This window comes from Clostridium beijerinckii (assembly GCF_008705175.1).
In the GTDB taxonomy this organism is placed as follows: Bacteria; Bacillota; Clostridia; order Clostridiales; family Clostridiaceae; genus Clostridium; species Clostridium beijerinckii.
The window spans coordinates 3671031-3693444 of record NZ_CP043998.1; the positions used below are offsets into that span (position 1 = coordinate 3671031).

At 30.7% G+C, this 22414-nt stretch carries 22 protein-coding genes; 3 read left to right on the forward strand and 19 right to left on the reverse strand.

The window, feature by feature from the left end; genetic code table 11:
- Positions 1-887 precede the first annotated feature (887 nt).
- Positions 888-2348: an aspartate ammonia-lyase gene (locus F3K33_RS16410; RefSeq protein WP_039768232.1), complete on the reverse strand. Its 1461-nt coding sequence runs from the start codon at positions 2346-2348 to the stop codon at positions 888-890.
- Positions 2349-2516: 168 nt separating this feature from the next.
- Here F3K33_RS16410 and F3K33_RS16415 point away from each other — a divergent pair, with 168 nt between their 5' ends.
- On the forward strand, positions 2517-3473 hold the full coding sequence (locus F3K33_RS16415; RefSeq protein WP_039768233.1) for a LysR family transcriptional regulator: 957 nt from the start codon (positions 2517-2519) through the stop codon (positions 3471-3473).
- Positions 3474-3934: 461 nt separating this feature from the next.
- On the opposite strand, the gene F3K33_RS16420 is transcribed toward F3K33_RS16415, so the two are convergent.
- From F3K33_RS16420 to licT, 10 genes are all read right to left on the reverse strand, one after another.
- Entirely contained in the window at positions 3935-4531 is a 597-nt protein-coding gene (locus F3K33_RS16420) for a nitroreductase family protein (RefSeq protein WP_039768234.1), read from the reverse strand.
- Positions 4532-4579: 48 nt separating this feature from the next.
- Entirely contained in the window at positions 4580-5251 is a 672-nt protein-coding gene (locus F3K33_RS16425) for a GDSL-type esterase/lipase family protein (RefSeq protein ID WP_039768236.1), read from the reverse strand.
- Positions 5252-5392: 141 nt separating this feature from the next.
- Positions 5393-5737 carry a putative quinol monooxygenase gene (locus tag F3K33_RS16430; protein ID WP_051144752.1) on the reverse strand — a complete coding sequence of 115 codons (345 nt, stop codon included), beginning with the start codon at positions 5735-5737 and terminating at the stop codon, positions 5393-5395.
- A 130-nt stretch (positions 5738-5867) separates the two neighbouring features.
- The gene (locus F3K33_RS16435) at positions 5868-6428 is read right to left on the reverse strand and encodes a MarR family winged helix-turn-helix transcriptional regulator (RefSeq protein WP_039768239.1); all 561 of its coding nucleotides are present in this window, start codon (positions 6426-6428) and stop codon (positions 5868-5870) included.
- Between the two features lie 560 nt (positions 6429-6988).
- A complete protein-coding gene (locus F3K33_RS16445) occupies positions 6989-7345 on the reverse strand; it encodes a RidA family protein (protein WP_039768241.1) in 357 nt (118 codons plus the stop codon).
- Positions 7346-7515: 170 nt separating this feature from the next.
- Positions 7516-7806 carry a pyridoxamine 5'-phosphate oxidase family protein gene (locus F3K33_RS16450; RefSeq protein ID WP_051144753.1) on the reverse strand — a complete coding sequence of 97 codons (291 nt, stop codon included), beginning with the start codon at positions 7804-7806 and terminating at the stop codon, positions 7516-7518.
- 50 nt (positions 7807-7856) lie between these two features.
- Positions 7857-8348 carry a GNAT family N-acetyltransferase gene (locus F3K33_RS16455; RefSeq protein WP_039768243.1) on the reverse strand — a complete coding sequence of 164 codons (492 nt, stop codon included), beginning with the start codon at positions 8346-8348 and terminating at the stop codon, positions 7857-7859.
- Between the two features lie 434 nt (positions 8349-8782).
- Positions 8783-10198 carry a glycoside hydrolase family 1 protein gene (locus tag F3K33_RS16460; RefSeq protein ID WP_039768245.1) on the reverse strand — a complete coding sequence of 472 codons (1416 nt, stop codon included), beginning with the start codon at positions 10196-10198 and terminating at the stop codon, positions 8783-8785.
- A gap of 165 nt (positions 10199-10363) precedes the next feature.
- Positions 10364-12253, reverse strand: coding sequence for a beta-glucoside-specific PTS transporter subunit IIABC (locus F3K33_RS16465; RefSeq protein WP_039768247.1), 1890 nt, complete (start codon positions 12251-12253; stop codon positions 10364-10366).
- Between the two features lie 139 nt (positions 12254-12392).
- Positions 12393-13223 (reverse strand): BglG family transcription antiterminator LicT, encoded by an 831-nt coding sequence (licT, locus tag F3K33_RS16470; protein WP_039768249.1) that lies wholly within the window; start codon positions 13221-13223, stop codon positions 12393-12395.
- A gap of 619 nt (positions 13224-13842) precedes the next feature.
- Between licT and F3K33_RS16475 the strand changes: the two genes are divergently transcribed.
- The gene (locus F3K33_RS16475; RefSeq protein WP_039768251.1) at positions 13843-14472 is read left to right on the forward strand and encodes a class I SAM-dependent methyltransferase; all 630 of its coding nucleotides are present in this window, start codon (positions 13843-13845) and stop codon (positions 14470-14472) included.
- 209 nt (positions 14473-14681) lie between these two features.
- Here F3K33_RS16475 and F3K33_RS16480 read toward each other — a convergent pair whose 3' ends face one another.
- The 7 genes from F3K33_RS16480 to F3K33_RS16510 all read right to left on the reverse strand — a co-directional run bounded on the left by F3K33_RS16480 (position 14682) and on the right by F3K33_RS16510 (position 20628).
- Positions 14682-15068, reverse strand: a complete 387-nt coding sequence (locus tag F3K33_RS16480) for a VOC family protein (RefSeq protein ID WP_039768254.1) — start codon at positions 15066-15068, stop codon at positions 14682-14684.
- Between the two features lie 148 nt (positions 15069-15216).
- Positions 15217-16104: an alpha/beta fold hydrolase gene (locus F3K33_RS16485; RefSeq protein WP_039768256.1), complete on the reverse strand. Its 888-nt coding sequence runs from the start codon at positions 16102-16104 to the stop codon at positions 15217-15219.
- A 303-nt stretch (positions 16105-16407) separates the two neighbouring features.
- Positions 16408-17667, reverse strand: a complete 1260-nt coding sequence (locus tag F3K33_RS16490; RefSeq protein ID WP_039768259.1) for a glycosyltransferase — start codon at positions 17665-17667, stop codon at positions 16408-16410.
- Between the two features lie 288 nt (positions 17668-17955).
- Positions 17956-18249 (reverse strand): hypothetical protein, encoded by a 294-nt coding sequence (locus tag F3K33_RS16495; RefSeq protein WP_039768261.1) that lies wholly within the window; start codon positions 18247-18249, stop codon positions 17956-17958.
- A 275-nt stretch (positions 18250-18524) separates the two neighbouring features.
- Complete coding sequence (locus F3K33_RS16500; RefSeq protein ID WP_012059420.1) at positions 18525-18983, reverse strand: cupin domain-containing protein; 459 nt, start codon at positions 18981-18983, stop codon at positions 18525-18527.
- 142 nt (positions 18984-19125) lie between these two features.
- Entirely contained in the window at positions 19126-19557 is a 432-nt protein-coding gene (locus F3K33_RS16505) for a hypothetical protein (protein ID WP_243141349.1), read from the reverse strand.
- A 453-nt stretch (positions 19558-20010) separates the two neighbouring features.
- Positions 20011-20628 (reverse strand): DUF3267 domain-containing protein, encoded by a 618-nt coding sequence (locus F3K33_RS16510; RefSeq protein ID WP_039768266.1) that lies wholly within the window; start codon positions 20626-20628, stop codon positions 20011-20013.
- Positions 20629-20772: 144 nt separating this feature from the next.
- Here F3K33_RS16510 and F3K33_RS16515 point away from each other — a divergent pair, with 144 nt between their 5' ends.
- Entirely contained in the window at positions 20773-21003 is a 231-nt protein-coding gene (locus F3K33_RS16515; RefSeq protein WP_111944669.1) for a hypothetical protein, read from the forward strand.
- Here F3K33_RS16515 and hydF read toward each other — a convergent pair.
- Positions 21000-22238 (reverse strand): [FeFe] hydrogenase H-cluster maturation GTPase HydF, encoded by a 1239-nt coding sequence (hydF, locus tag F3K33_RS16520; protein WP_039768270.1) that lies wholly within the window; start codon positions 22236-22238, stop codon positions 21000-21002. The two genes, F3K33_RS16515 and hydF, sit on opposite strands and share 4 nt — an antisense overlap.
- Positions 22239-22414 lie beyond the last annotated feature (176 nt).

Genomic DNA, 22414 nt, shown 5'->3' on the forward strand with positions numbered 1-22414 from the left:
ATGTATTATAACACAAAAAATCATTTATTCTTATGTTTTTAAAATTCTGAATAATCAAAAAAATCCATTTTAGGCTTATTAAAATATTCGTTAGTGCGACTTTTATAAATTAAATTTATTATAATTCCAACTCAAATAATATACGTTAAACCCTCTATTTTAGTGCCTTAAGTACATATTAGAAGATGCTTTCTTGTAATATAGCATCTATTTCAAACATCTTTATATGAATTAGAAAAAAATTTTTCATGTCAATTAATTAATATGGAGTTTACCATGTGCCAAGAGCATAAAAATAAGGAGTGATATGAGATTAAAATTATGAATCTCATATCACTCCAAATGACTTTTCTTGCTATTTAATTTTAGACTCTGTTAAAGAACAGTGTTGATAATATACAATATTTTAAGGGAACTATTAAAAGTTCCTTTAATTCACATTTAAAGAAGATTTCGAACTAAATTTGCTTAATTCTCAATTATGCATTCATTTAATTGAATAATCACAAATATTTACAGAATCTAAACATAGATTGCTTTTCTAAACCTAAAATTCTTTAATTTATATTATTACATTCCTGTTACAATTATTTTATTAAGTATTATAGATAATTCAATCATAAACTATACTTAGACTATGAAATATCTTTTAACCAGAAATGAGTGATATACTTTTGTGGAATGTTTTATTGGTAATCTTGATGGATGTGATTCTTTGGCTATAAGTTGTTCCAAATGTGCTAGTTCAAAGCTTGCTCTTTGAGGCTAGCACTTTGGATGCAACTTTATAGTCTTAGAATCACCCATCAGAATTACCCAGAAACTGGAACAAAAGTATATTATTCATTTCGGTGAGGTATACGCATAAGTATAGATATTTTTATTTATTAAACTGTTTTTAATTCATTGCTAATAGATTTCTTTCCTGATATCCCCGGCTCTGTCATATTAAATGGATCTAAAATTTCATTTAGTTCATCTTCACTTAAAAGTCCTGCTTCTAATATCAAAGTTCTAATAGATGTCCCTGTTTTTATGGCTTCTTTAGCTAAGCTTGCAGCTGTTGAATATCCTACGTGTGGGCAAATTGCTGTAATTATTCCAACACTGTTTTCTACTAAATCACGGCATCTTTCTTCATTGGCAGTAATACCTTTAACGCAATTATCTATGAAAGTTTGAACTGCATAAGTTAGAGTATCAATTGATTGAAATAAACAATAGAATATAATTGGTTCAAATGCATTAAGTTCTAATTGTCCACCTTCTGCTGCCATTGTGATTGTAGTATCATTACCGATAATATTGAATGCCACTTGGTTTACTACCTCAGGAATAACTGGGTTAACTTTTCCTGGCATGATAGAAGAACCATTTTGTTTTGCTGGAAGATTAATTTCTCCAAATCCTGTTCTTGGTCCAGAAGACATTAATCTTAAATCATTAGCAATCTTAGATAATGTTACTGCACAAGCCTTAACAGCTCCTGATACTGCTACAAAGGAATCTAAGTTTTGTGTTGAATCTATTAAATCAAAAGCTTGTATAAGATCCATTCCAATAATCTCTGATAGATTTGGAACAACTCGTTTAAGATACTTTACGTCTGCATTAACTCCAGTACCTATTGCAGTTCCGCCCATATTAAGAACTCGCATCTCATCCATAGCTTTTTCCATACGGTTAACATCTCTCATTATAGCTACTGAATAAGCTTTAAATTCTTGACCTAAACGAATTGGTACTGCATCTTGCATTTGAGTTCTTCCCATTTTTATTATGTGATCAAATTCTATAGCTTTTTGTGAAAATGCATCATGTAATCTATATAGCTCACTTTGAGCATGTTCCAATAATTTTAAAGCAGTAATTTTCCCTGCAGTTGGTATAACATCGTTAGTAGATTGTCCACAGTTTACATGATCATTTGGATGTACAATAGAATATTCTCCTTTTTTACCTCCAAGTATCTCAATTGCACGGTTTGCTATGACCTCATTAGCATTCATATTAAGTGAAGTTCCTGCTCCACCTTGAATTGGGTCAACAATAAAGTATTCATGCAGATTTCCTTCTAATATCTCATCACAAGCTTTTACAATTGCATCTGCAATCTTTTTGTCTAAAACTCCAACTTCACAATTTGTTATAGCAGCTGCTTTCTTTATATATGCCAAACTATTTATAATTTCTGGATGCATGAACAATCCAGTAATCCTAAAGTTTTCAGCAGCACGCAAAGATTGTACACCATAATATACATCTTCAGGTATATCCTTGCTTCCAATTGAGTCGTTCTCCTTACGGAAATTGATATCTTTATTTTCTAACTTTATTTCCCTTATCATAACCTTCGCCCCCACATTATAATCGGCACTTCTTGTATAAATTATTGGTTTATTATCAAATTCTTCTAATTCATCTGTTGACTTAATTATAAGTGTCCTCTACAATATAATCAAATACATATAATGATATAAGTATTATAGATTTTTATTTATATGTGGAGGTTATTTATGTTTAAAGGTATGGAATATGTGTATGAGGTTAATAAGGAAAAAAGTTTTTCAAAAGCCGCTCAAAACCTGTATATTTCTCAACCTTCCCTTAGTGCAACTATAAAAAAGATAGAAGAGCGTGTAGGTTTTCCTTTGTTTGACCGAAGTACAAATCCAATTCAATTAACTCCTTGTGGACAGGAGTATGTAAAATGTATAGAAAAGATTCTTGATATTAAAAATGGATTCGAGAATTTCTTAAGCAATATGAATGAGTTACGTACTGGAAATATAGCCATAGGCGGAAGTAATCTTTTTGCTTCTTATATTCTTCCTCCTATAATCACAGATTTTAGAGAAAAATTTCCACTTGTTTCTATTCATATGGTTGAAGCTAATACTGCGCTTTTAGAGCAGCAACTCTTCTCAGGTACTTTAGATCTTGTTATAGATAATTATGAGTTTAACGAAAATATATATTCTAGACATAAGTACTGTAATGAAAACTTGCTTTTAGCTGTTCCAAAGAAATTTGAAGTTAATAGTAAAACCATAAATTATCAATTAACTGCTCATGACATAATAAATAATAAACATCTTGATTCATCTACACCTAGTGTCCCTTTGGAACTATTTAAAGATGAACCATTTCTATTTTTAAGATCTGGAAATGATACACGAAAACGTGCTGAGAAGATATGTCAACATCATAACTTTTCACCAAATGTGATTTTAAAATTAGATCAGTTAGTTACGTCATATAACCTTACCTGCTATGGAATGGGCATCAGCTTTTTAAGTGATACCCTTATAAGATATACCAAACCTGACCCTAATGTAATTTATTATAAGCTGAATGAGGATAGCATTTGCCGTAACGTATATTTCTACACCAAAAAGGGAAAATACTTCACGCGAGCAATGGAAGAGTTCTTAAAAATGGCTATACCTGAAATTAATGAGGATATAACTTAGAATTATGTGATAAAATACCGAAAGGGCAGGTACTCTGTTGTTCCGGTTACTGAGAATAAGTTGAGGATTTCTAGCATCAGAAGTTGCACCATTTCAGCATGCTCCCGAGGCAAGCTCGTGACAAGCAAAATGGAACAACTTCTAATGAAGAAATTCCTACAACATATTCTCTAATATAACACTGCACAAAAGAGTACCTGTCCTTTCTGATATAGTATATATTTTAATCCATAAACATAATTCTTAGATTGGATATCTATATCTTGTAGTTTATTCAAAAAGCTTTTAGAAAATGAAAGCACCAACTTTTCTTAAATTGAAAGGTTGGTATTTTTGTTTTTGGCTGCGTTTTAATGTAATGTTGAAATATACCCCAAAAAATTATTGGCGAGATTATCCACCTATAATACTAAATATAAGAATACTACGAAGTGAACCTTTTGTGAACTACTTGCAGAGAATTATTTAACATAATTCACCAGGTTTTTTCTCCTCTCAGACGCTTTCGTATCCGCTCCTGATCTGTATCCTAACAAAATAACACACACAGGTTTATAACCTTCAGGAAGGTTCAGCTCTTTTATGAATTGGTTATCGGGATCTGCATCAATGAGTTGCGGCAAACCACTAACCCAGCATGAGCCAACATCTAAAGAGTTAGCGGCATTCATCATATTTCCGGCAGCAAGAGAACAGTTTTCTGCGGTGTACATTTCCGTTTTGTCACCTGAAATCACAACAATAGTAGGGGCGTTATGAAATAAATGAACTTTTTCATTGTTCCCTATCTTTTGTAAAAACTGAGCTTTTTTATCATTTTTCATCTGATCTAAAAACGCAATAGGCATCATTGCGTATACTTTTTTTATTGCTTCAGATAATTGATTAATTAAACGCTCATTTTGAACGACTGTGAAATGCCATGACTGTTGATTTGATGCTGAAGGTGCATATGTTCCGGCTTCCAAAATAGCTTCAAGTTCAGTATCCTTGATTTGTTCTGGCTTAAAACTTTTAATACTACGTCTGTTTTTAATTACTGACAATGTTTCATTCATAATAAAATCCTCCATTGATTTAGTTCTGCTTACTTTATACGCATTTGCTTATAAATACTTTTTCATATTCCTAAGCACAATTTCATACCCAATTGGATACATGTGACCCCCATCAAATGTGAGCTCTTTCCTCAAATTCCCGTCAGCATCGGCTAATCCATCATTGACATTGATAAATTCATAGTGGTACTTCTGCGCAAGCAACGCCACTTTGCTGCTTGCTAATTCAAGTATTTCATTGTTTCGCTTTGAAAAAAATGCCTCGTGCTCGTCTTCTGACTCACCGAAATCTGCTACCGGATTGACTGGATAATAAGCCATCACAAACACCTGTGTCTCGGGCAATTCTTCTTTTATTTTGAGCAAAATTTTGTCATAATTCGAGAAGAAAATGTCTTCTGGAACGCCGAATCCCGCATCATTTGAACCAATATTAATAAAAATCTTGCTCGGCGCCAAATCAAAAATACAGACATCCATCGCCATCAGCAGCTCCGCTGTCGTTGTTGCGCGAATCCCCCGATTATAAATCAGTTTATCCAAGCCGAGGTTTTGCTGCATTTTTTCAATCGGGAACATTTCCATAGTGGAAGACCCGACGAAAACAATTTGTCCTTTTGGGGCCGTTTGATTCTCCTTCGCAAAGCGCGCTCGTAGGTCACTTTTATATTGCTCGATATCGGGGTTCATATTCGTTAATGATTTTGATTGTTCTGACATAAATAACAACTCCTTTTCATAATACTATAGGTTTAGTTTACACCCCGTTTCAGAGTATCTCACCCAAAACTCTATCTGCCTACTAAAATCAACTGACAAAGTTATTTGATTTGATGACATGGTTAAAAGAATAAAATATTGTTATTTAGCTTGGAAACTAGAGTATGCTGTGTGAACTTCAACTCGCATAGGCATTTCGGCTAAAAGCTCCAGAACTTCATCGTGACCTGCCTCTATAGCTGGATTAGTGAAATGACGAATGAATGAATCCGAATCTTTATAAAACTCGAATGCCCACAAAATGTCTGAATCCTTGTCATCTCGGCAAAGTATCCAGTCTATTGGACCATCTGGGTCACCATTGTAATGAAGTTTATTCGTAAGTTCAAATAGAGCGTCTCCTTTTCCAGCCTTCGCACGCATTTTAAGCACTGTACCAGGCTGCTTTGGGCTAATCATCATATTTCCTTTTTCTGTTGCAATCATAATATACCTCCAATATTTATTTTTTATTGACTAATAAAATAGATTATAAATTTACTGCATTATTATTTTTACTTAATCCTGCTATTGTAAGCAAAAATTAAGTATTGCCGATGATTTTAATTGGTTAAAATCATTTACTACGCTGCTTTTTATAATGTTGTTCCATCATTTCAAGCATCTTTGGAGGTACTTCGCCGTTCGGCCCCATAGCATTGCGGAAAGCATCCCATAAGTCATCAAGTCCAGAGTTTTCACCCAATTGTTTTTCAATCTCTGCACTAATTTTTAATAAGTATTCACTCAAATTATTCTTTTCAACATCGCTGAGGCAATTAAAAATCTCATCTGAATCCTGTTTGCTCTGTTCCGCCTGCATCGCAGCTTCCCTGCCGGTCTGTGTAAGTTCTATGTTCATAACCCTCCTGTCTGTCTCTGATTGTGTCCGACTGATATGCCCGGATTTTTCAAGCTTGGTAAGCAGCTGACTTAATGCCTGATTACTCATATCTAGCTGATTCGAAATTTCTTTCTGGCTAATTTTCGGCTGTGTTTTAAGCAACGTCAAAATGCGTCCTTGGCCTCTGTTTGGGTCGGTAAATGCTTCATTTTGATTTCTAATGTGATGCGAAAATCTGTGAAAAAGCATCGTCACTCGTGAAAACTGTTCCATTAAATTAATTTTGCTATCCATTACCTTATCCTCCAATAACATTATATTTTATTTTTATCAACTGCTCGATTATCAACCAATTAATTATCAAGTACTTGTCTATATATTATCAAGTACTTAACTTTCTGTCAATACTTTTAAAAAAATTGTAATAACTTATTGATGGAGAAATTTGAAAAACAAAAAAGCAGCCCACATATAATATTTGTGCACTGCCCATTATATAAATTTTCAAACTCTCGCAATATTTGAGTTAAGCCGATATACATGTAAAAACAAACCTCTTCAAAGAAAACTATTCCCCTAATTCAATAGCAAAATCCACATTTTCTTTTTCACTGAACCAATGAATTCACGTATTCGTCTGTCTCCATCCTGGATACTGTCATAATGTAAATCCGTAAAAACTGCAAATTTCATTTTAGCCCCTCTCATTTTTTCATTACTGTTCTCTTTTCTATATGTTTTATTTTACCGCATTTTAATAATTAGTGTTCATAATATAAAGTCCCAATCATTATAAGCAAAGGTGATCTTCAATTAAATTTATATTCTAAACTAAAAGATAATTTTCAATTCATTTAATTCTCTCTGAAAGCTACTGCATCAACCTGAAAGCCAATTCCATCTCTAATAAACTTTGTTTCATATGCCTTTCTTGCTGGATATTTCCCTTCAAATCTCTCCTTAATTATTTCTCCTAAAAACGATAAATCTTTAATATCTCTAAATAAGCAATCCATTTGCACTACAGATTTCAATGTCAAGCCTATCTTTTCAAGTCTTTCACTCAAAACATCAAATGCACCATTTATTTGATTTTCTATTGATTGTCCCTCATTCTTCATGCAATAGCTGATATAAACATGATTTCCTGCCTCAACAACCGCAGAGTGTGCCCATTCTTCGTCTATTTCTGTTCTTATAATTTCTCTCATTTAACATTCTCCTCATATTTTATTTTCGTTACAAATTCCTATTTATCTTTTAGTTAAACAAACACTATTTCTTCCCATAAATTTACTATTACGTTTTATGATACATTTAATTCTCTTTCAATTACTTTCATAAAGAAACCATGACAAATTATGCCTCATCTATGAGTAAATTAATCAACTGTTACTATATCAAATGTAAACGGAAATTCCTCAGCTTGTCTATTTTCAAAATCAACTTTATATCCAGTTTCATCCTTATAAAATTTATTATTCTTCTCGATCTCTTGTACTTTTTGCAATTTTGCATAAGAAACAATATAAAATGCACCATTATCATAAAAAGTATCCACAAACCTAACAGATGGAATATTATCATTTGATGTTGCTAAAGCAAATTGATAATCTTTTGCAAATAACACTTTTAGAATATTTAAACTATTTTCGTATTCAGTGATTTTCACTTTCTCCTTTATAGATCATTGCTCCCAACTTTAATTGCAGGTATGTCATATTATACTTTCTTATATTTATACATAATAGTTGAACCATCATTTTTATTAAATACTGGTGGAAATGTTCTATACTCATAACCAAGCTTATTATAAAATTTATGAGAACTTTTGGAAGATGGAATTTCAATTAAATTGCTATCAAGACACCATTCATCAAGTTCAAGATGATGTACAAGGTCTCTTCCTATACCTTTCCCCCTATAATCTGGATTGACGAATATAGCAGTAAAATAGCTTTGTTTTTCTTGACTATAATCTCTACTTACTCCTCCACAAGCAATAATCTTGTTATTATACCAAACTTCATAATAATGTCTTGTTTCAATAATGTTTTTTAGCCAATTTGCAGTAAATGTACCTAAATATTTTTGAAATTCACTCTCATTATAATCTATATAATTTACTTCTTTCATGCACCTATGTATAATTTCTAACATAATATCAACATTTTGTATATCCGCTCTTTTATATATCAATTTGCTTAACTCCATAATATTTTCCTTCCCAAACATTTATTTCGCTATTTTTATACCTTCATTCACAATTATTTACTATTCTACAATATCTCATATACATATTATAGCTGTGTTTACAAGTATTGCATATATCTATATAACTATTGTTACTTATCAAAACTATCTTAAAAGAGCTAATAATTACGTAACATGCATTGGAACAAGATTCTTCTGGTATAGATCATAAGCTCCATGTCTTTTAACCTTACTAATGTGCGAAATTTCTAATCAGTTGTAAAAAATCATCACTTAAAGATTTTAAATACGAATTTTCTCAAATATTTACAAACTAAAATAAACCTATGAAAATCTAAATTTTAGATTTTCATAGGTTTCATTAGTGGAGGCGATGCGTAAACTTAAAAATCCACCACTGATATTTTTCATATCATAGATCTTAGACTTTAATTTTATTTTTTTAAACTTGCTCCATTTGTTGCTATTACTTCTTTATACCAATAAAAACTCTTTTTCTTATATCTTTCTAAAGTTCCACTTCCATCATCGTTTCTATCTACGTAGATAAAGCCATATCTTTTTTTAAGTTCAGCAGTTGATGCACTAACTAAATCTATACATCCCCATGTAGTATATCCCATAAGTTCAACACCATCTTCAATAGCTTCTGCAACTTGAACTAAGTGGTCATTTAAATACTTAATTCTGTAATCATCATTTACTGTCTTATTACCATTTTCATCAGTTATTAATTCATCCACCGCACCTAAGCCATTTTCAACTATAAATAATGGTTTTTGATATCTATCATAGAATTGGTTAAGAATATATCTTAAACCTTCAGGATCTATTTGCCAGCCCCATTCAGATGCTTTTAAATATGGATTTGGTATACCAGGAAAAATGTTTCCTGCTCCAGCTTTATTCTTTTCTGGATCTGCAGTTGCACAGAAACTCATATAGTAACTAAATGAAATAAAATCTACTGTATTTTTTAATATTTCTTTATCCGAAGCTTCCATTTTTATTTCTATATTATTTTCTTTAAAGAATCTATTCATGTATCTTGGATATTCTCCTCTTGCATGAATATCTGCAAAAAATAGATTTTCTCTATCCTGTTCCATTGCTTTAAGTACATCACTTGGCATTGGAGTTAATGGGTAATTTGGCAATCCAAGAACCATACATCCTATTTTAAATTCTGGATTTATTTCATGGCCAATTTTTACTGCGAGTGCACTTGCAATTAATTCATGATGCATAGCTTGGTATAAGTCTTGCTTACTTAATTTTTCTTTTGGAGTCCATATACCCGCACTCATATAAGGCTGGTGAACTGCTGAGTTTATTTCATTAAAAGTAAGCCAATACTTTACTTTATCTTTATATCTTGTAAAAATTGTCCTAACATAGTTTTCAAAAAATCCAATAAGTTTTCTATTAACCCAACCATCATAATTCTTAGCTAAAGCAAGTGGAGTTTCATAATGCGAAATTGTAACTAAAGGTTCAATTCCATATTTAGCTAATTCATCAAATACATTATCATAGAATTGCAATCCCTTTTCATTTGGTTCTTTATCATCACCATTTGGGAATATTCTTGACCATGCAATAGATAATCTGAAAGTCTTAAAGCCCATTTCAGCAAATAATTTGATGTCTTCTTTGTATCTGTGGTAAAAATCAATTCCTATAAGCTTCATATTATCTTCTGTAGGTTCATCAGTTAATGGACCCATTAATCCTTTTGGAGCTATATCTTGAGTTGATAATCCTTTACCATCTTCATTATATGCACCTTCAAATTGGTTAGCAGCTGTAGCCCCTCCCCATAAAAATCCTTCTGGAAACTTAATTAACATAACTATTCCTCCTAAATTTTATATTTTCCTTAAAGCATCTATGCCATATTTAAAAACTTTTATACTTTCTTATATATTAGTGAATTTTTGACTATGTCGTAAAATACTAAGCATAAAATTAACTCTACTCTTATTCTTAGTATTTTTATGATTTTTGAATGCACCTTAAATCATTACTGTTAATAAATCTTCTCTATAATTAACATTTTTCTTATCTGTTTCTATTACATCTAAGTAATTATCGGAATTAGTGATTATTACAGGTGTTATTACTGAATATCCTTCACCTTTTATAGCCTTAATATCAAATTCTAATAACACATCTCCAGCCTTAATAGTATCTCCTTGTTTTGCTTTAGGAGTGAAATGCTTACCATCTAATTGAACAGTATCCATTCCTATATGAATTAATATTTCTGCTCCATTATCACTTGTAATTCCTAATGCGTGGCCAGTTGGGAATAGAGTAGTTAATACACCATCTACTGGAGCAATTACTTTACCTTCAGTTGGTTCTATTGCTATACCTTTTCCAAGTACACCTTTTGAAAATGCTTCATCTTTTACTTCTGATAAAGGTTTAACTTCACCTTTTAATGGACTTACTAATATTTCTTGTTTAACTAATGGAGTTTCTTCTTTGACTGTTTCAGTTACTTGATTATCTTCAAGTTTTGTAAAGAACATTAGCATGAATCCTATTAAGAAACTTGCTAATACACAAATAATTGCACCATAGAATCCATTATCCACACCATTTGGCCCAATATAACTTGGAATTCCAAAAGCTCCCAATCCGCCGAAAATATATAGTTTACTTCCCATAATTCCTAAAACAGCGCCACCTAATGCTCCACCAATACAACTTAAGATAAATGGCTTTTTACGTGGTAATGTAATACCATATATAGCCGGTTCTGTAACACCAAAAATACCTGAAATAAATGCTGGTATACATAATGATTTTAATTTTTTATTTTTTGTTTTAAGTAAAATAGCTCCAACTACACCTGTTTGAGCAAAAGAAGCCCCAAACATTAATGCAATAACTGGATCATATCCATATACAGATAGATTATTTATCATTATAGGCACAAGTCCCCAGTGTAATCCAAATATAACAAATACTTGCCAAAATGCGCCTATAAATAAACCTGCAACAATTGGACTTAAGTTATAAATAGCAAGAGTTAATGCCCCAAGCAATTGTCCTAACCACGTAGAAATAGGGCCTATAACTATAAATGTTAATGGAACAATAACTAGCAATGTACAAAATGGTACTAAGAATGTTTTTACTACATCTGGTATTATCTTTTTAAATCCATTTTCTATTTTAGCTCCTACAAATGCAGCTAAAATTATTGGAATAACACTTGATGCATAACTCATTAATATAACTGGAATACCTAAGAAAGTTATATATACTGGTGATGCAAATAACGTACCCTCAAACAATGTATATAACGGCTTAGCTGGAGCTGCTGTTATACCTGCTAATGTTGGATATACAAGCGCCGCACCTATTGCCATACCAATAAATTTGTTTCCTTTAAATTTACTAATAGCGGTATAACCTAAGAATATTGGAAAGAAATTAAATAAACAATCTCCTGTTGCATTTAAAAGTATATAAGTCCCATCAGTTGCATTAAGTATATGCAATGCTACAAATAATGCATTAAATCCCTTTATCATACCAGTTGCACATAATACACCTAAAATTGGCGTGAATACACCTGAAACAGTATCTATAAATTTATTAAGTGGACTCATTTTTTCTTCAGTTGCTTCCTCTGAAGCTGATGAAAAACCTCCAACCGCTCTTACATCAGTATAAACATCTGGTACATGATTTCCAATAACTACTTGATATTGTCCTCCACTTTTGATAACAGTTACAACTCCATCCATATTTTTCAAAACTTCTGTATTCGCTTTGCTTTCATCTTTTAATTTGAAACGTAAACGAGTAATACAATGAGTTAAACTATTAACGTTTTCTTTTCCACCAACATTTTTTATAATGTCTTTAGCTAATTGTTCATATTTCATATATAATTTCTCCTTTTTAAAATATAATATTTATAAAAAAAAGCGAGACCCAATAATAGATACAGTGCAACTTTACTCTATCTATAGTGGTCTCGCCTGCTTTACCAGTAACAATCCAAACTTTATATAATTTTTTAATTTATCTTTGTGTAACTCTCTGAATATGAATAGTCAAATATAACTGCTCTTCTTCAGACAACTCTTTTTCTAAGTACGACTGTATTTTCAGCATACATTCATAGGCTTTTTTATATTTTACCTTAACTTGCTTTAATAAGAAATCATCTTCCTCTGTTTCTATTTTTTCATTTCTATTTAAACGCTGGAAGAAAAATCTTAAATGCGTAACAAATCTTTCATAATTAAGAGATTTCTCATCAAGTTGAATGTTATAAGTGTATTTTATTATGTTTAATATATCTTGTATCATTTTTGTTTGATGAGCAATATCTTCCACTTTGTTGTTGGAATTATTCATTTGAGCATTTATTAAATGTAATGCTATATTCCCTGCCTCATCTTCAGGTAATCTTTTTGCAACTTCATCTTCAATAAAATCTAGTGCCTTTAATCCAACACTGAATTCCTTCGGATAAAACTTCTTTATTTCCCAAATCAATGCATTTGGTCTATTAAGGCCTTCTTCAAACAACTTTAGTGCATAACTAATATGATCTGTAAGTGTGACATAAATATAATCACTTAATTCAACACCTAGTATGTTTTTCGCATATTCAATAATATCGTAGCATAACGAAACATGTTCTGCCGGGATATCTTCTAATAATAATTTAAATTTTTCTGAAGCATCTTTTTGTTTAAGAATAAAAGTTTTTTCTATTAAACCTTCATCTACTTCATCCCCTATTTTCTTCTTGAACGCAATTCCGCATCCCATAACGACAAATTCATCTTTGTCTAAATTTTTAGCTAATAGGGTATTATTATTAAATATTTTTTTTATTATCATTTCTTTCCCCCTATCCATACTATTATACTAATTTATAATATAAAAACCTCAATTAATCAAAAAAGACAAAAATATCTTTTCTCATTAATTAAGGTTTTGCCTGATCAAATCAGTAACAATCCTAACAATTGTATGAATATTGTAAGTCAATGATAACGTTTATGCAATTAAATGTCAACAATTTTATTTTAGTTTTCTTAAATATTTTTAGGCATTCAAATAAGTTACCTCTTATTAAACTATAACAATACTGCCGCATTAACTGTTCATTACTTGTTGAGTATTATTTTTTTTCCACTTTCCCAGTAACAAAATATTACACATACAATACATATATCTGCTCTATATTTTTAAGTCTTTTATTCTCATATATGAATGCTATACATTACTTTGAACCATAAAGTTTATAGGTTTCCATAAAAACATAATAAAATTTACTTAATCATTAATAAGTATTGACTAAAAGCATAAACGGATATATTATAGATAAATACAGTCTGTAATATATTTGATTAAAACAATTATATTTAGGTTATAAATAACTTAAATAATCTTTGCTATAAAAATAAGATTTATATTAATAATAAAGTTATAAAAAAATTTTAAAGGAGATGTTTATATGTCAGAGTTTTGGGAAAAAAGTTTTTCAGAAAATCAAGCAATGTGGGGTTTTGAGCCATCAAGCACTGCAATTGTAGTTGCAGATTACTTTGCTGAAAATAATCTGAAAGATATCTTAATACCAGGTGTTGGATATGGAAGAAATATAAAACCATTTGTTGATAAGAACATGGAAGTTACAGGAATCGAAATTTCTCAAACAGCAATTAATATAGCAAGAGAAAATGGGATTAATAATAAAATTTATCATGGATCAGTATCAGATATGCCTTTTGAAAATAAACTCTATGATGGTGTAGCCAGCTTTGCACTTATTCATTTGTTAAATGAAGCTGAAAGAAAAAAGTTTATTAATGATTGCTATAACCATTTAAAACCAGGTGGATATATGATTTTTACAGCCGTTTCTGAAAAAGCTCCAATGTACGGTAATGGCACGAAGCTTGCTGAAAATTATTATGAAACAACGTATGGTGTAAAACTGTTTTTCTACAATTCTAAGTCTATAGAGAAAGAATTCGGAAATTATGGTCTTGTAGACTTTGTAGAGATTGATGACATATATAGGGATAATCCAGATAAACCTCCAGTAAACTTTTTAATGATAAAATGCAAAAAAGATATATAGAGCTGATAAAGCTAACCTTTTATGCTTACAATAAAATTATGTAGGTGTGCTAGTAAACTATTATGACAAAAATAAAAATATCAACTTTTCTTAAATTGAAATGTTGGTATTTTTATTTTGCCTATGTTTTAATATGATGTTTATATGTGGCCTAAAAAATCACAAGTGAGATTGTCCTCCTATGACACTCAATGCAATAAAGCTACGTATTATTTAATTTCTGCAAAAATTTCATGTATATTTCCATCTGGGTCAGCAAATAGTGCTGTTCTTTGATTCCACGGCATATCTTGTGGCTCGTGAACAGAAGTTGCTCCCTTTGAGATTAACGTCTTAAATGATTCATCAACATCCTTAGGACTTTCACATGGGAAAGCAAGTTCAAATCCCTGTCCAAATGACTCTTTCCTATATTCGTCACTATACACATACATAACATCTCTCATACAAATAGCAAACCTTACTCCATCATTTTCAAATTCAACATAATTACCAAGGTCATTTTCAATTCTAAATCCAAGAACTTTATTATAGAAATCTTTCATTCTCTCTATATCATTTGTCCAAATCGTAATAAGATTAATTTGTGCTTTCATCGTATATTTTTCCCCTTTCTTAATTTAACATATAGTTCATTTTAAAAAAATAATGTGAAATAATTTAACTATAACGTGGAATTTGCGATAATAATCAATCCACTTTCTGCTTACATAATAAATATGGTTGTATCTTTTCTAATTAATATTAATGAGACGTGTCGTTTACTAGATTAACAATAGCTTCAACTATGCATTTCCACGTTCCTTTAGGCATATCATGTCCCATGGCTTCAATCAAAAGTAATTTAGCATTAGGTATTGTATGTGCTGTATCTTTTCCTGCTTCAACAGGAATCAATGGATCTGCAGTTCCATGAATCACCAGTGTTGGAACTGTTAATAATGAAAGGTGTTGTCTTCTATCTCCATTAGCAACCAACGCCGCATTTTGGCGTACAGCTCCTTGTGGATAATAAGAACGATCATAGCTTTCTTCAGTATATCGTATTGCACGTTCTTCTTCAAAAGGAAACCCTTTGCTCCAAAGATTTCTCCACATATGTAAAGTATAATCAATGTATGCATCTCGTCCATTTGGGGGCATTGCTGTAACAATCTTCAATGTTTCTGGTGATATTTGTGGATTGTTTGGATTACCTGTAGATGACATAATGTAAATTAAACTATATATACGTGAAGGGTGTTTATAAGCAAAAACCTGGGCAATCATGCCTCCCATAGAAGCACCACAGATGTGAGCCTTCTTTATATTGAGCGCATCTAATAAGCCAGCCACATCATCAGCCATATCTTCCAATGTATAAGCGACGTTAATTGTTTTTCCCTCTTGTGCTGCCTGGTATATTCTTTCCATATCAGGAATACCCAACCCATCGAATTTTGTAGACAATCCCGCATCGCGATTATCAAATCTTATAACTTGTAAATTTTCCTTTGCAAGCATTTCACAAAAATCTGGTTCCCAAAAATTTAGCTGAGCACCATTTCCTGCAATAAGTACTATTGTCGGATTTGTCTTCTCACCAAAAATTTCATATTCAATTTGTATTCCATTTGCATTTATGCGTGCCATCGCATACATCTCCCTTTTGTATTTTTATTATTAATATAATACTAAAACGTCTTTTTATCAATTTATAAATAAACGATCATTATCTAGCATTAATTCACTATTACGTTTTATAGTAAGCATTACGCAGTAAAAAAAATCATAATTTAAATCTCTTAAATAATACGATTTCACAATTTGTCATTTTATTTTATCGATTCATGATTTAATAAAAATGTAAATCAACATTTCCTCTAATTGTCTTATACCTTTAATTAATCATGTAATGCAGCAAATTTATCTTTCTTTACAATAGACATTATCTTTTCAAAATGTTTTGTATACTCTTTCAATATATTTTACTGCATTTTCAAGTCCTTTTTCAGATTCAATAATATTTTTGATTTCTTCAGCATTTCGAATATATTTATCATTTTCCATTTCTTTAAATGCTTTAACTAAATCATATACTTCAAGATTTTTTTCCTTTAATGGATGTGTAGTAAGTCCTTTTAAATAAAGTCTGCTGGCCCAAAACGGCTGATCTACCGTAAATGGCATGATTAATTGTGGAACCCCACTAAGGAGAGCCTCTGACATAGTTCCGACTCCACCATGATGAATAATACATTTAGCTCTTCTAAATAGTAGTCTATGAGATGCTTTTTTTGCTGCCATAATATTATCATCATTTTCAAAAGTCATACCACTTGTTCCAGTTAAAACAATAGCCCTGTTACCGGTCTCCTTTAATGCTTTAATCAACTTATTTTTAAATATTTTAGGTTCTTTTAGAGGCATACTGCTAAAAGACACAACAATAGGCCTTACACCGGATTTCAGAAACTCCTCCATTTCATCATCAAGCTCAGTTTCAACTATATCCAAAAAGAAAAATCCTGAAAGGAAAACACTCTCACTCCAAGTTTCTACTTCTTTAAAGAGAAACTGGCTAATCGGATAGACTATCGGAATATTTTTCCCATTCACTTTAAACGCAAGCTCCCCTGCCTTTCTTTTTGGTAAATGCAATGATTTTTTTCTGAAGTCGTTAATATGTTTCATATAAGATAACTCTCCAAGTGAAGAAGCTTTATAAGAGAGTTTATTTAAGAATGGTCCAAAATTCTTATTAGCAGAAATGGCTAAATTAGGGAATTCATTGATCGGATAAACAATTGGAATAGGAGGCATACTTATGCAGGGAATATTTAAATATTCAGCAATATCAACCGCCCCTAGTGCTTTAGGATGATACACTATGATATCTGCTCCTTTTGAAGCCTCTAAAAAGTCATCCATGCTTTTTCTATATTCGGGTGTAATTACTTCCTTTGCATACTTTAACATTCTAAAAACATTATAGTGGCCGCCATTAAAAATCTTTTTTCCTTCCTCACTCTCTAGGAGAGCCATAAGATCTGCTGAAGCCTCACAAAAAGTCACACCATTTTCCTCTACAAAACTTTTAAAACTCCCCCCCGTACACACCAATGCTTCATGCCTGTTTTTTATGAGTTCTTTTGCAAGTGCAACATATGGTTGAACATCGCCTCTGCTACCTAATGTTAAAAATACTACTTTCATACATAGTTTCTCCTTCACCAATATAATCAGTTGTTAGTTAAAACTATCCCCTGTTTATATTTCTTATGTCCTTACACTTAATATATTCTGTCCCATTACGAAACTGCTAATTCACATATTATTACTATTACTTTTTATAAGAAAATGATGAAGATATTATTATTTAAATTAATTTGATACTAACTTTCTACAGATTGTGTATTATGCCTAAATCATGCAAAAAAACATTGCAACTTCTAGATGATCCTGTAATATTTCAATTTAGTCTTTACTTGTATTAATTGTTAATTATTGATTATTACGATTTAGTTTTGCTGGCAATGCCCAAACAAAAAGGGCTGTAGCCGGTCCAAAAACAAAAAAGCCATCAATCAAAAATCTGTATTCTTTTGCAATATTTAAACCATCTATCATTAAAGTACCAACAATACTAAATAAAAAAGCAATTATAAGACAACAAACTCTTCTGCTTATTTTACCACGTATAAATTTTTCTATATTTACTTTTAAGCAGATATTAAAACATATTAAAAATGATATTACATATGTTGCAAGTGCTAAAAAATAATAATAGCTTTTCATAAAAATACTCTTCCTCTCAATAAATAAAATAATTTAATAACATCACATCCTAATTATAACATATTTCCCAAATACTAAAATCTACGTTTTTATTTATTACCTCATAATTTACTATCACCTTTTATTTTAGAATTGCGTAACAAAAAAATATCACAAATTCATACTGAATAATGTGATATTTCAATCTACTATTTATTTTTCCTATGTATACTGAAAGAAAACTGTGAATTAACTCAATCACACATTATTCTCGTTCATAGAACTATATTCCCAAATTACTTATTTGGCTCAGAATCCCATCCATTTAACTTACTATTTCCATTAAAAATAAGTTTCTGCTCACTTAAATAATATACATCTTCATCTGGATAATATGCCATGTCGCCTTCTTCTTTAGTACCAACATCCAATATTTCCAATGTTTCATTCCCGGTATTTATGAATTGATGTGCTATATTTTTTCCTGCAGTTTTAGCAATAAAGTCTCCCTTTTTTATTAAATATTCTTTACCATCCATCCTCAGAGTTCCACATCCACTAATAATCATAAAAAATTCTTCTTGTTTTGTGTGGCTGTGATATTTAGCACTTTTAGCTCCTGGTAATATTCTGTCAATATTTATATAAATTTTCTCACTACCAGCTGCTTTACCCAAATATGAAGTATTAGCTTTGCCTAGAAAATCTATTGTGTATTCATTAGGCAAATTATTAATGTTTAATATATTAACCATAATTCAAAACATCTCCTTTACTTTTAATATATTTAATATGATATTATTATCCTTGAAATATTATATCAAATCTAGCTTTATTTTCTTTAAGAACATCTTTTTTCACTTACTACCACGTCAAATCTACAGATTATATATGATGTTATTCCATGGAAGTAATATCATATCTTATTTTTACTACTTTATCTTCTGCATTCCAAAATTCAATTGTTACTTTTTTTTCATGGTCTACATATCCAATTACTGGCGAGCTAGGCATTTGTTCCTCAGTCCTCTTATAATAGTTAGTACCATAAGCATTAATCACATCATCAACTGAGCTTCCTAACCCAATACCTTTACTTGTCTTCATATTACTGTTGGTATCAGAGTTAATAATAACTCTAATAATTTGTCTCTGTTTATTCGTAGCAATTTTTAAACCATCACTTAGTTTATAGTAGTCAAATAGTGCATTATCAATTTTTTCAAGATTTGTCCCGTATTTTTGTATAAATTCCTTACTATCAATACTCTCATACATTTGAATGCCATCTATATTTTCTTGGTTAAGAGTCGTTGTTTTGGTAAACATAAGCTGCTTGACCTTTGGAAATATTTATAAGCACCAAATATAATACAGCAAATTAAGATAAAAATAGTAATGATAATTTTAAATATCTTCTTTATTGAGAATTTTTTCTTTATAAATCCTAAAGTAAGAACTGTGACTGTTAACAAAAATATACTTATTATAATTCCGATAATACTCAACGTTGATTCTCCCTATTATTACATATTTGCACTTGTTTATTAGATTATAGTGCTACACAACACTTATTATAACATCATTTACAAAATATCACATATGCTATACATTCATTATCAGAGCCCAAAATAAAGATACCAACTTTTCTTAAACTGAAATGTTGGTATCTTTATTTTGGCTGCGTTTTAATGTGATTTTGAAATATAGCCTGAAAAAATTATAAGTGATATTGTCCACCTATAAAACTCAATGTAGGAATATTACGTTCATAATCTTAAATTACTTAAAATATGTTTCAAATCCATTATTAACAATATATGAACCCTTTGGAACTTGAATTGCTACTAAATATATATTCAGACAGTCGACACATGAACCCATTGCATTTAATAAACACAGAAATATAGTGAATCCATTTAACCATCCCAAAAAATTTAGAATAAAGGGTAATACAACTGACAACAAAATGAAAGGCATAATAGAAATAATTAAAAATCTGTTCTTTTTGACTTTTTCAGTAGTGTAAACAAATCCGAAAAAGCCATTTATCCCCCAATATATTTGACTTGATTTAAATACATTAGGTATAAAACAAGCATGAAGAAATTCATGTATAGTCATAAAGATGAAAATTGCAACAATGTATATAAGAGTAAATAAATTTACTGTGAAATTAATACTAAAGCCATGCCTACTACTGCTAAAAATTTCTTTCAATTGTGGATATAAATAATAGGAAATAGCAATAGATATAATCCCATTTATAAGCATAAAAGGCACTGATAGTAACATTGCTATACCCAAATTAGAGGGTTCTTTTAGTTTTGTCCATCCCTCTGATATTAGCTTAATACTAACTTCCTTATCTGCAGAAGGTATTTTCTTTAAATATCTCATTAATTAAAATCCTTTCATCAAAACATAATTGATTTTTATTGAATAATCCTTATTTCGGTAAGTTGCTACATAAAGCTAGATTTATATAAAGAAAAATGCTTCAACTAGAAAGTAGAAACATTTTTATGTAGCAGGAATTTGAAAATGAGAGTCGAATTTATGTGGATATCAACTGAAGTTGAATCTATGCTTGTTCCATATATGCTCATGAAATATATACTAACTAGAAATAAGAATTATGCTAGTTCAAAGCCTGCCTTTGATGCTAGCATATTGGACGCAACTGATCTTAGAATCATCCATCATAATTTCCTTAGAAACTGGAACAACAGCATAATTCTTATTTCGGTAAGTTACTGCATAAATTCTTCCTAATTAAAATCTCCATCATATATTGCTTTTGCCATTGGGAAAGGTTCAAGTGCTCTTTCTAGAATTCCTTGAACATATCCTATTAATACTCCATAGTTTACAATTGGAATTTCATATTTAACTGCATTGCCAATTCTTGAAAGCATAGCAGCTCTATTTAACATACAGCCTCCACAATGAATGATAAGTTTATATTTCTTAACATCATCAGTAAAGGAATTTCCAGAAGAATATTCAAAATTAATTTGTTTCCCTGTCATTTGACGTACCCATCTTGGTATTTTAACTGTTCCAATATCATCACATTGTCTGTGATGAGTGCATCCTTCTGAGATTAATACGTAATCCCCATCCTCTAAACTTTCTACTGCTTTAGCTCCTTTTACAAGCTCCATAAGATCTCCCTTATATCTTGCTTGCAATATTGAAAATGATGTAAGCATTATATCTTTAGGCGTATCTGCTGATGCCTTTAAGAAAACTTGTGAATCTGTTATAACAAGTTTAGGTTTTTTCTTTAAATTTTCAAGAGTTTCTCTTAGCTCATGTTCTTTTGTTACAATAGCTATGGCATCACTTTCAATTATGTCTCTTATTGTTTGCTGCTGAGGAAGGATTAATCTTCCTTTAGGAGCTGCCTTATCAATAGGCGTAACAAGAACAACTAAGTCTCCTGGGCTTATAAGGTCTCCAACTAATTTAAATTTATCTTCATTATCTGGTATTACGCTTATAATTTTTTGCTTAAGCTCATCTATTCCATTTTTATTTAATGCAGAAACTGAAACGACAGTAGTTCCAATTTTCTTTTCTAACTCAGCTAATTCCTCTGTTGCTATAGTTTTCTTATCTGCCTTATTAAAAATACAAATTGTAGGTATCTTCTTTTCCTTTATTTGATCTATTATTGTTCTATCATTTTCAGTAACTCCAACAGTAGCATCTACCACTACTAATGCAACATCTGTTTTTGATAAAACTTCAATAGTTTTCTTTTTTCTTGACTCACCTAATTCACTTTCATCGTCAAGTCCTGCTGTATCAATAATCATACAAGGTCCTATCGGAAGAATTTCTATAGCTTTATAAACAGGGTCTGTAGTTGTCCCCTTAACATCAGAAACAATTGAAATTTCTTGATTTGTAAGTGCATTTATAATACTTGATTTTCCAGCGTTTGTCATACCAAATAGAGCAATATGTACTCTTTCTCCAGACGGTGTTGTATTTAAACTCATATTATTTCTCCTTTGAATTAATTTTAATTACTCAAAAATATTTTTTTAAGTTGCCTATTCTATTATAATATAAAATAGAAATATATACATTGCAAAATAATTCTTTATTTAAGGCACGATCAAAAAAATAATGAATCAGTATGTTTGTAAATTTCGCATCATACTGTGCTAATAAA

Bases quoted from the DNA above. Each gene is read 5' to 3' on its own strand.
- F3K33_RS16475 (WP_039768251.1), top strand. From the start codon at position 13,843: ATGTCAGAGTTTTGGGAAAAAAGTTTTTCAGAAAATCAAGCAATGTGG.
- F3K33_RS16505 (WP_243141349.1), bottom strand. From the start codon at position 19,557: ATGTTTACCAAAACAACGACTCTTAACCAAGAAAATATAGATGGCATT.
- F3K33_RS16510 (WP_039768266.1), bottom strand. From the start codon at position 20,628: ATGAGATATTTAAAGAAAATACCTTCTGCAGATAAGGAAGTTAGTATT.
- F3K33_RS16415 (WP_039768233.1), top strand. From the start codon at position 2,517: ATGTTTAAAGGTATGGAATATGTGTATGAGGTTAATAAGGAAAAAAGT.
- F3K33_RS16455 (WP_039768243.1), bottom strand. From the start codon at position 8,348: ATGGAGTTAAGCAAATTGATATATAAAAGAGCGGATATACAAAATGTT.
- licT (WP_039768249.1), bottom strand. From the start codon at position 13,223: ATGATAATAAAAAAAATATTTAATAATAATACCCTATTAGCTAAAAAT.
- F3K33_RS16445 (WP_039768241.1), bottom strand. From the start codon at position 7,345: ATGAGAGAAATTATAAGAACAGAAATAGACGAAGAATGGGCACACTCT.
- F3K33_RS16500 (WP_012059420.1), bottom strand. From the start codon at position 18,983: ATGGTTAATATATTAAACATTAATAATTTGCCTAATGAATACACAATA.
- hydF (WP_039768270.1), bottom strand. From the start codon at position 22,238: ATGAGTTTAAATACAACACCGTCTGGAGAAAGAGTACATATTGCTCTA.
- F3K33_RS16515 (WP_111944669.1), top strand. From the start codon at position 20,773: ATGAGAGTCGAATTTATGTGGATATCAACTGAAGTTGAATCTATGCTT.
- F3K33_RS16485 (WP_039768256.1), bottom strand. From the start codon at position 16,104: ATGGCACGCATAAATGCAAATGGAATACAAATTGAATATGAAATTTTT.
- F3K33_RS16465 (WP_039768247.1), bottom strand. From the start codon at position 12,253: ATGAAATATGAACAATTAGCTAAAGACATTATAAAAAATGTTGGTGGA.
- F3K33_RS16420 (WP_039768234.1), bottom strand. From the start codon at position 4,531: ATGAATGAAACATTGTCAGTAATTAAAAACAGACGTAGTATTAAAAGT.
- F3K33_RS16495 (WP_039768261.1), bottom strand. From the start codon at position 18,249: ATGAAAAGCTATTATTATTTTTTAGCACTTGCAACATATGTAATATCA.
- F3K33_RS16410 (WP_039768232.1), bottom strand. From the start codon at position 2,348: ATGATAAGGGAAATAAAGTTAGAAAATAAAGATATCAATTTCCGTAAG.
- F3K33_RS16460 (WP_039768245.1), bottom strand. From the start codon at position 10,198: ATGTTAATTAAGTTTCCAGAAGGATTTTTATGGGGAGGGGCTACAGCT.
- F3K33_RS16425 (WP_039768236.1), bottom strand. From the start codon at position 5,251: ATGTCAGAACAATCAAAATCATTAACGAATATGAACCCCGATATCGAG.
- F3K33_RS16435 (WP_039768239.1), bottom strand. From the start codon at position 6,428: ATGGATAGCAAAATTAATTTAATGGAACAGTTTTCACGAGTGACGATG.
- F3K33_RS16480 (WP_039768254.1), bottom strand. From the start codon at position 15,068: ATGAAAGCACAAATTAATCTTATTACGATTTGGACAAATGATATAGAG.
- F3K33_RS16430 (WP_051144752.1), bottom strand. From the start codon at position 5,737: ATGATTGCAACAGAAAAAGGAAATATGATGATTAGCCCAAAGCAGCCT.
- F3K33_RS16490 (WP_039768259.1), bottom strand. From the start codon at position 17,667: ATGAAAGTAGTATTTTTAACATTAGGTAGCAGAGGCGATGTTCAACCA.